The sequence below is a fragment of the Blastococcus sp. CCUG 61487 genome (assembly GCF_005222955.1).
GTDB lineage: Bacteria > Actinomycetota > Actinomycetes > Mycobacteriales > Geodermatophilaceae > Blastococcus.
Genome location: NZ_LWUA01000157.1, coordinates 82126 through 90781 on the forward strand (window position 1 = coordinate 82126; position 8656 = coordinate 90781).

Below are 8656 nucleotides of genomic sequence, written 5' to 3' on the forward strand. Positions count from 1 at the left end.
GATCCAGCACACTGACCCGGTGAACAGCACACCCTCGGGCCCGTCCGCACCCGCGGACGGGCCCGAGGCGTTCCCGGACCGGGTCGTGCCCTCCCGGACCGACCCGGTCGTCGCGCAGGCCAGCGAGGCCGTCGGCGGACCGTGGGGCCGGCACGCGGTGACCGGCCGGGCGCCGTTCTGGACGCCGCTGCGGGTCTGCCTGCTGTACGCCGTCCTCGGGCTCAGCCTCGCCTGGATCAAGCAGGAGCCCTGCGCCGACGGGCGCTGGGCGGACGGCGTCCAGTACACCCACCTCTGCTACTCCGACACGGTGCCGCTGTTCTCGCTGTACGGCCTGGACGGCGGCGCGCTCCCCTACCTCGACGCCTCGGTCGAGTACCCGGTGCTCACCGGCGCCTTCATGGCGCTGGCCGCCCTGCTGGCCCGGGCCTACGACGGGCTCGCCGGGGCGACCGCCCTGCTGCCCGAACTGGCGCCGGTGCACGCCTACTACCTGGTCACCTGCCTGCTGCTGTCGTGCTGCGCCCTGGTGACGGTGCGCGCCGTGCTGGGGCTGTCCGGCCGGCGGCCGTGGGACGCGGCGATGATCGGCCTGTCGCCCCTCCTGGTCGTGCACGCCTTCACCAACTGGGACCTGTTCGCGGTCGCCCTCACGACGCTGGGCATGTGGGCCTGGGCCCGCCGCATGCCGGTGCTCGCCGGCGTCCTGCTCGGCCTCGGGGTGGCGGCCAAGCTGTACCCGGTCCTCGTCCTCGGCGCGCTGTTCCTGCTCTGCCTGCGCGCCGGGCTGCTGCGGACGTGGCTGCGCGCGGCGCTCGGCGCGGCCGGCGCCTGGCTCCTGGTCAACCTGCCGGTCGCGCTCGCGTCCTTCGAGAACTGGGGCCGGTTCTTCAGGCTCAACAGCGTGCGGCCGGCCGATCCGGACTCGGTGTGGAACATCGTGCGGCACGTGCGCGACGGCGAGCTGTTCGACGGCTCCCTCGCCGAGGGGCAGACGCCGGTGGTGCTCAACGCCGTCGTCGCCGCGGCCATGCTCCTGCTCGTCCTGGGGGTCGGCTGGCTGACCCTGGCCGCGCCGGTGCGTCCGCGCGTGCCGCAGGTGGCCTTCCTGCTCGTCGCGGGCTTCCTGCTGCTGAACAAGGTCTGGAGCCCGCAGTACTCGCTGTGGCTGCTGCCGCTCGCCGTCCTCGCCCGGCCCGCCTGGCGCTCGCTGCTGGCCTGGCAGGCCACCGAGGCGCTGCTCTGGGTGCCGCGGATGCTCTGGTACCTGGGCACCGAGAACGGCGGCATCGACGTCGAGTGGTTCTTCCTCGCGGTGGGGCTGCGGGACGTCGCCGTCGTCGTCCTCATGGCGCTGGTGGTGCGGGACGTGCTCCGGCCCGACGGCGACGTCGTCCGCACGAGCTGGCCGGGTGTGGACGATCCGGCGGGCGGCCCGCTCGACCACGCCCCCGACCACCGGATGGTGATCAGGAGAGCTGATCGTCCGGGGTCCTCCCTCGTGGTCGACGGCGAGGGAGGACGCCGAACGGTGAGGTAGGAGTGCCTCAGCCGCCCAGGGCCTCGCGCAGGAGGGCGATCTCCTCGGCGTGACTCGCCGCGTCACCGGGCGTCTCCAGCACGATCGGGCAGTCCGCCGCCCGCGCGACCTCGACCAGCAACTCCGTCGGGATCTCACCGCCGGTCAGCGGCGCGTGCCGGTCGCGGCTGGAGCCGTGCGGGTCACGGCTGTTGTTCAGGTGGACCAGGTCGATCCGGCCGGTGCGGGCGCGGACGTCGTCGACGACGGTCGCCAGGTCCCAGCCCGCCGCCCACGCGTGGCAGGTGTCGAGCACGAAGCCGGCGCCGAGCGGGCCGACGGCGTCGAACAGCTGGTCGATCGCGTCGAGATCGCGGGCCATCGCGTTGCCGCCGCCCGCGGTGTTCTCGATGAGCACCGGCAGGGGGAACCCGCCGTCCTTCTCCTGGTAGGCGAAAGTCTTGCGCCAGTTGTCGATGCCGACCGCCGGGTCGTCCTCGGCGAGCACGTGACCGCCGTGCACCACCAGTCCCGCCGCGCCGATCGCCGCCGCAGCGGAGGCGTGCGCGGCCAGCAGCTTGCGCCCCGGCACCCGGATGCGGTTGTTGGTCGTCGCCACGTTGAGCATGTACGGGGCGTGCACGACGACCATGACGTCGGAGGCCAGCAGGGCGTCCTGGTCGGGGCGCGGCTTCGGGTTCTTGTAGCTCTGCGGATCGGTCAGGAAGACCTGGACGCCGTCGGCGTCCATCTCCGCCGCCCGGGCCAGCGGCCCGCCCTCGAGCAGCTCGCCGTCGTCGGTCAGACCGGGACCGACGTGTACGCCGATCGGGTGTTCAGCCACGCCCACCGACCCTAGTTCGTCCGTCGATCCAGGTTTAGCCGTAACCGCGCTCACACATGTTCGTTCTTGCAGCGTGACGGGGGTTACCGAGCAGTAGGTCGAGTCGGAGGTACTTCGCACCATGGCTACCGGTCGTATTCGCCGGACCGCGCGGCGCGGTGTCGCCGCGGCGGTCCTCGGGTGGCTCTCCGTCGCCGCCCTCGCCGTCGTGCTGGCTACCCCGGCCGGTGCTGCGCCGTCCGCGACGATCGAGATCAGGAACCTGACGCCGCCCGTCGCGAGCGTCGACCCCGGCGGCACGGTGACGTTCGTGAACAAGATCCCGGCGGAGAACCGCGGCGGGATCGACCTCGGGATCCTCAGCGTCTCCGCCACGATCTACACCGACGTGACGGTGAGCTTCTTCGGCGAGCAGCGGGCGCTGCAGCCCGAGCAGAGCACGTCGTGGAAGTTCTCCGCCCCCGCCACGGCCGGGACGATCACCTACACCTACCGGGTCGTCCCGCAGGCGAACCTCCCGCTGGGCATCACCGTCAACGACGTCGTCAACCGGACGCTGGCCAGCCTGCCTCCGCTCCCCGCCCCGATCCCCTACGTCGTGCAGACGATCGCCCCGGCGGTGCCGAACCTGCCTAGCATCGGCCTGCCGCCCCTGCCCCAGGTGACGGTTCCGCTGCCGCCGCTGTCCGGCGCCCTGCCCGCGCCGCCGCAGACGCCCGGCGCCCCGCTGCCCCAGACCGGCTCGGCGCCGCGCCGGAGGCCGCGCTGCCGCAGCAGATGGTCCCGACGGGCACCCCGTACGCCTATGGACTGGGTGGCGCCGGTCAGCTCGACCCGCGCAACGGCGGCGCCACGCCGGCCTTCGACCCCGAGCGCTTCTTCGCACCCGGTGCCGACGGCGCCGGGTCCGCCGAGGCCCGGGGCACCCGCTCCGGTGGTGGTGGCCTGCCGGGCACCTACGACGGCGCGACGGTGCCGGTGTTCGGCAAGCTGGCCGGGCTGAACGGCACGTCCCTCGACGAGGAGAGCGCCGCGCAGGCCGCCGCGGCCGAGAACGCCGCGGCCACCACCGCGACGCCGCTGCCGGCCGCGGCCCTCGCCGCGGTCGTGGCACTGGCCGCCGTGACCGCCGCCCTGGTCCGCACCCACCAGGCCTCACGCGCCACGCGGTGACCCGGTAGTCATTCGCGGCCGCCGTCCTCCTCCCGGGACGGCGGCCGCGTGCTGTGGGGGCCACCCGGGCGGTGGCCCGACCCGCTCCGGCTGTGGACGGCGGGGGACCCGCCGGCCGGCCGCTGGTAGCCTGGTCGAGCGCGTTCCGGCTCACGAACGAGTTCGCCGGGGCGCGCGACGCATGCATGACCCTCCTGCTGCAGATCCGCTGCGGCCGCTGAGACCAGAGGAGGTGGGGTTCTCCGTGCGCAATTACGAACTGATGGTCATCCTCGACCCCGATCTCGAGGAGCGCACCATCGCGCCCTCGCTCGACAGGTTCCTGACCGTCGTCACCAAGTCCGGTGGCACCGTCAAGACCGAGATCTGGGGCCGTCGCCGGATGGCCTACGAGATCAACAAGCAGGCCGAGGGCATCTACGCCGTCATCGACATCCAGGCCGAGCCCGCTGCCGTCCAGGAGCTGGACCGCCAGCTGAACCTGAACGAGTCGGTGCTCCGCACGAAGCTGATGCGCCCCGAGGCTCACTGACCATGGCCGGCGAGACCGTCATCACCGTCGTGGGCAACCTGACGGCAGACCCGGAGCTCCGGTTCACCCCGTCCGGTGCCGCCGTCGCCAATTTCACGGTGGCCTCGACGCCGCGCACCTTCGACCGCCAGACGCAGGAGTGGAAGGACGGCGAAGCGCTGTTCCTCCGGTGCAACGTCTGGCGGCAGGTGGCCGAGAACGTCGCCGAGTCCCTCACCCGCGGCTCGCGGGTCATCGTCAGCGGGCGGCTCAAGCAGCGCTCGTTCGACACCAAGGAAGGCGAGAAGCGCACCGTCATCGAGCTGGAGGTCGACGAGATCGGCCCCTCGCTGCGCTACGCCACCGCGAAGGTCACCAAGGCCTCCCGCGGTGACGGAGGCGGCGGTTTCGGTGGCGGCGGAGGCGGCTTCGGCTCCTCCGGTGGCGGTGGTGGCGGCGCGAGCGACCCGTGGTCGACGCCCGCCGGCCCGTCCGACGAGCCCCCCTTCTGATCCTGATTTCCTGAGTTCGCTCACTTTCCCTGGAGAGAGACAGTGGCCAAGCCCCCTGTTCGCAAGCCCAAGAAGAAGGTCTGCCAGTTCTGCAAGGACAAGGCGACCTACATCGACTACAAGGACACGACCCTGCTGCGGAAGTTCATCTCCGACCGCGGCAAGATCCGTGCCCGCCGCGTCAGCGGCAACTGCAGCCAGCACCAGCGGGACGTCGCCGTGGCCGTGAAGAACAGCCGCGAGATGGCTCTGCTGCCCTACACCTCGACGGCGCGCTGACCATGAGCACGATGAAGCTGATCCTCACGCAGGAGGTCACCGGTCTCGGGTCCTCCGGCGACACCGTCGAGGTCAAGGGCGGCTACGGCCGCAACTACCTCCTGCCCCGCGGGCTGGCCATCAAGGCCACCCGGGGTGCGGAGAAGCAGGTCGAGTCGCTGCGCCGGGCGCGTGCCGCCCGCGAGGTGGCCTCGCTGGAAGAGGCGCAGGCCGTGGCCGGCCGGCTGGCCGGTCTCACCGTGCGGGTGCCGGCCCGGGCAGGCGAGGGTGGCCGGCTGTTCGGTCGCGTCACCACCGCCGACGTCGCCGCTGCGGTGACCGCGGCCGGCGGCCCGGAGCTCGACCGTCGCCGGATCGAGCTGCCCAGCAGCATCAAGACCACGGGCCAGCACACCGTCACCGTGCGAGTGCACCCCGAGGTGAGCAGCTCGTTGACGATCGACGTCGTCGCGGGCTGAACCCCCTGAGGGCCGGCTGTGGCTCTCACTCGTCCCCGAGGGGCGTCGGACTCCGGTCCGGCGCCCCTCGCGGCGTCTGCGGCCTCTGCCGGCCTCTGACGGTCTCCGGGAGGCCAGAGGCCGCCCGGATGCGCACGGTAGTCGCCGTCGCGCCGTCGGAAACCGCCTCCGGGCGTACGGGGGTGGGTCGGCGGGGGCGAGGCCGAGCGGGCGGCTGCGGGACCTCGACGGGCGTCATGTGCCAGCCGGACGGCACCGGCTTCGTCGTCCTCCGGACTGGCGGCGCGACCCCCGTCCGTCCCGTCGGCAACACGCGTGGCAGCTCGCGAAGAAAGTTTCCGAGAACTTCCCGTCCACAGCCTGAGGACGGCGTTCTCGCAGGTGGACCGCCCAGCGGTGTGGATCGCCCGCACGATGTCCCCGGCCGTCTCCACATGTCGACACGCCTCCGTCCACCGACTTGTCCACATGTTGTGCAGATCGAGGTGTTGGACGGCCACGGTCCGGCTTCCTAACGTCCTCCTCAGCTGCCGCCGGGCGCGAAATGTCAGTGCCCGGCGGTAGCAATGCTCCGAACACGCGTTCGGACCGGCGGCGCCCGCCGAACTCCCGGCTTCCTCACGGTGAGTGGTGGTTGCGGGCGCGCCTGCAGGAGATGGAGGTATCCCCGTGGCGGTGGCCGACGAGTACAGCCGGCCGTCGGCGACGGCGCCGGAGTACGACCGGCAGCCCCCTCAGGACGTCCAGGCCGAGCAGTCGGTGCTCGGCGGGATGCTGCTGAGCAAGGACGCGATCGCCGACGTCGTCGAGGTGCTGCACGGGAACGACTTCTACCGGCCCGCGCACCAGGTGATCTTCGACTGCATCCTCGACCTGTACGGCCGCGGTGAGCCGGCCGACGCCATCACCGTCGCCGCCGAGCTCAACCGGACCGACCAGCTGTCCAAGATGGGCGGCGCGGTCTACCTGCACACCCTCATCGCCTCCACGCCCACGGCGGCCAACGCGGGCTACTACGCCGCGATCGTGGCCGAGCAGGCCGTGCTGCGGCGGCTGGTGGAGGCCGGCACCCGCGTGGTCCAGCTCGGGTACGGCGCGGCGGGTGGGCGGGGCGACGTCGACGACATCGTCGACCGCGCCCAGCAGGAGATCTACGACGTCACCGAGAAGCGCATGAGCGAGGACTACTCGCGCCTCGAGGACATCCTCCAGCCGACGATGGACGAGCTGGACGCGATCGCGTCCCGCGGCGGCGTGAGCCGCGGCGTGCCCACCGGCATCCGTGACCTGGACGAGCTGACCAACGGTCTCCAGGCCGGTCAGATGATCGTCATCGCGGCCAGGCCTGGCGTGGGCAAATCCACGTTGGGCCTAGATATCGCACGATCCGCTTCCGTAAAGCACCACCTGCCTGCCGCCATCTTCAGCCTGGAGATGAGCAAGCACGAGATCACGATGCGTCTGCTCTCGGCCGAGGCGAAGGTGCCGCTGCACCACATGCGCGCGGGCACGTTGAGCGACGAGGACTGGTCGAAGCTCGCCCGGCGGATGGGTGAGATCGCCGATGCGCCGCTGTTCATCGACGACTCTCCGAACATGACGATGATGGAGATCCGGGCCAAGGCGCGGCGGCTCAAGCAGCGCAACGACCTCAAGCTCGTGGTCATCGACTACCTGCAGCTGATGACGTCGGGCAAGCGCGTCGAGAGCCGGCAGCAGGAGGTCTCGGAGTTCTCCCGCGCCCTGAAGCTGCTCGCGAAGGAGCTAGAGGTGCCGGTCATCGCGATGTCGCAGCTCAACCGTGGCTCGGAGCAGCGCCAGGACAAGAAGCCGATGCTCTCCGACCTCCGCGAGTCGGGGTGTCTGACCGCGGACACGCGGATCCTGCGCGCTGACACGGGCGCGGAGGTGACGATCGGTGAATTGTTCGAGCGCGGGGAGAAGGACGTCCCCGTGTGGTCCCTCGACGACAACCTGCGCTACGTGCGCAGGCACCTCACCCACGCCTTCTCGACAGGGCGGAAGCAGGTCTTCCAGCTGACCACGTCCTCGGGCAAGACGATCCGGGCCACCGCCAACCACCCATTCCTGACCTACGACGGGTTCCGCCCGCTCGGTGAGTTGGCGCCCGGTGACCGCATCGCCGTTCCCAGGCACGTACCGGCACCGGACCGCATGACGGTGTGGGAGGAGGAGAAGGTCACGCTGCTTGCCCACCTGATCGGTGACGGCAGCTTCGTGAAGCGCCAGCCACTGCGCTACGCCTCGATCGACGAGGAGAACCTGCGGGCGGTCACCCACGCCGCGCTGCACTTCGGCGTGGTCGCCGTCCGAGACGACTACGCGGCCGCTCGCTGCACGACCCTGCGCTTGCGTGCGCCGTTCCCGCTCACGCATGGCAGGCGCAACCCGATCGCCGAGTGGTTGGACGATCTCGGGCTGTTCGGCCTCCGCAGCCACGAGAAGTTCGTTCCGGAGCCGGTGTTCTGCCTGCCCAAGAAGCAGATCGCGATGTTCCTGCGTCACCTGTGGGCCACCGACGGGTCGGTGACGTTGAACGAGAACGGCCGTGGCGGCCGCGTCTACTACGCATCCACCAGCCGAGCACTCGTCGATGACGCCTCTCGACTGCTGCTCCGCTTCGGCATCTCGAGCCGCATCCGCCGGGTCAAGAAGAGCGGCTACCGCGATGGCTGGACGCTGGACATCAGCGGCTGCGACGACCAGCGCCGCTTCCTCGGGGAGATCGGCGTCCACGGCGCCCGCGGCGAGGCCGCCGAGCGACTGCTGGAGATCGTCCGAGAGCAGTCCGGCAACACCAACGTCGACACGATCCCCACACAGGTCTGGGAGCGCGTCCGCGACGTCCTCGCCGAGCGCGGGATGAGCCATCGGGCGTTCGCGGCGGCGATGGGTTCGGCGTTCTGCGGCAGCGCCATGTGGAAGCACGGCCCCAGTCGGGAGAGGCTCGGCCGGGTGGCGGAGATCCTCGGTGACGCCGAGCTGGAGATGCAGGCGGTCAACGACCTGCTCTGGGACGAGATCGTCTCGATCGAGCAGGGAGTGGTCGAGGAGGTCTACGACGCGACGGTGCTCGGCGGCCACAACTTCGTGGCCGACGGAATCGTCGTCCACAACAGCATCGAGCAGGACGCTGACATGGTGATGATGATCCACCGCGAGGACATGTACGAGAAGGAATCTCCGCGAGCTGGAGAGGCCGACATCATGCTGGTCAAGCACCGCAACGGTCCTACCGCCAACGTCACCGTCGCCTTCCAGGGCCACTACAGCCGGTTCGTGGACATGGCCAGCTGACAGGTTGCGAACGGGCGGTCAGCGCCTGACAGTGAGGATGTA

Annotated in this window: 9 protein-coding genes; 8 read left to right on the top strand and 1 reads right to left on the bottom strand. The window is 70.9% G+C overall.

From position 1 onward, the window contains the following. Positions 1-19 precede the first annotated feature (19 nt). Positions 20-1540, top strand: coding sequence for a glycosyltransferase family 87 protein (locus tag A6V29_RS09270; protein ID WP_137160024.1), 1521 nt, complete (start codon positions 20-22; stop codon positions 1538-1540). A 7-nt stretch (positions 1541-1547) separates the two neighbouring features. On the opposite strand, the gene A6V29_RS09275 is transcribed toward A6V29_RS09270, so the two are convergent. Beyond that, positions 1548-2363 carry a deoxyribonuclease IV gene (locus tag A6V29_RS09275; RefSeq protein ID WP_137160025.1) on the bottom strand — a complete coding sequence of 272 codons (816 nt, stop codon included), beginning with the start codon at positions 2361-2363 and terminating at the stop codon, positions 1548-1550. A 121-nt stretch (positions 2364-2484) separates the two neighbouring features. Between A6V29_RS09275 and A6V29_RS09280 the strand changes: the two genes are divergently transcribed. The 7 genes from A6V29_RS09280 to A6V29_RS09310 all read left to right on the top strand — a co-directional run bounded on the left by A6V29_RS09280 (position 2485) and on the right by A6V29_RS09310 (position 8614). Further along, entirely contained in the window at positions 2485-3366 is an 882-nt protein-coding gene (locus A6V29_RS09280; RefSeq protein ID WP_137160026.1) for a hypothetical protein, read from the top strand. Next, complete coding sequence (locus A6V29_RS09285) at positions 3342-3536, top strand: hypothetical protein (protein WP_137160027.1); 195 nt, start codon at positions 3342-3344, stop codon at positions 3534-3536. Before A6V29_RS09280 ends, A6V29_RS09285 begins: the two co-directional genes overlap by 25 nt. A 244-nt stretch (positions 3537-3780) precedes the next feature. Beyond that, positions 3781-4068 (top strand): 30S ribosomal protein S6, encoded by a 288-nt coding sequence (rpsF, locus tag A6V29_RS09290; protein WP_137160028.1) that lies wholly within the window; start codon positions 3781-3783, stop codon positions 4066-4068. A 2-nt stretch (positions 4069-4070) separates the two neighbouring features. Continuing rightward, positions 4071-4559, top strand: a complete 489-nt coding sequence (locus A6V29_RS09295; RefSeq protein WP_137160029.1) for a single-stranded DNA-binding protein — start codon at positions 4071-4073, stop codon at positions 4557-4559. Positions 4560-4601: 42 nt separating this feature from the next. Next, complete coding sequence (gene rpsR, locus A6V29_RS09300; RefSeq protein ID WP_091377883.1) at positions 4602-4838, top strand: 30S ribosomal protein S18; 237 nt, start codon at positions 4602-4604, stop codon at positions 4836-4838. 11 nt (positions 4839-4849) lie between these two features. Further along, positions 4850-5296, top strand: a complete 447-nt coding sequence (rplI, locus tag A6V29_RS09305) for a 50S ribosomal protein L9 (protein WP_137160030.1) — start codon at positions 4850-4852, stop codon at positions 5294-5296. Between the two features lie 669 nt (positions 5297-5965). Next, entirely contained in the window at positions 5966-8614 is a 2649-nt protein-coding gene (locus tag A6V29_RS09310; RefSeq protein ID WP_137160031.1) for a replicative DNA helicase, read from the top strand. Positions 8615-8656: the final 42 nt, after the last annotated feature.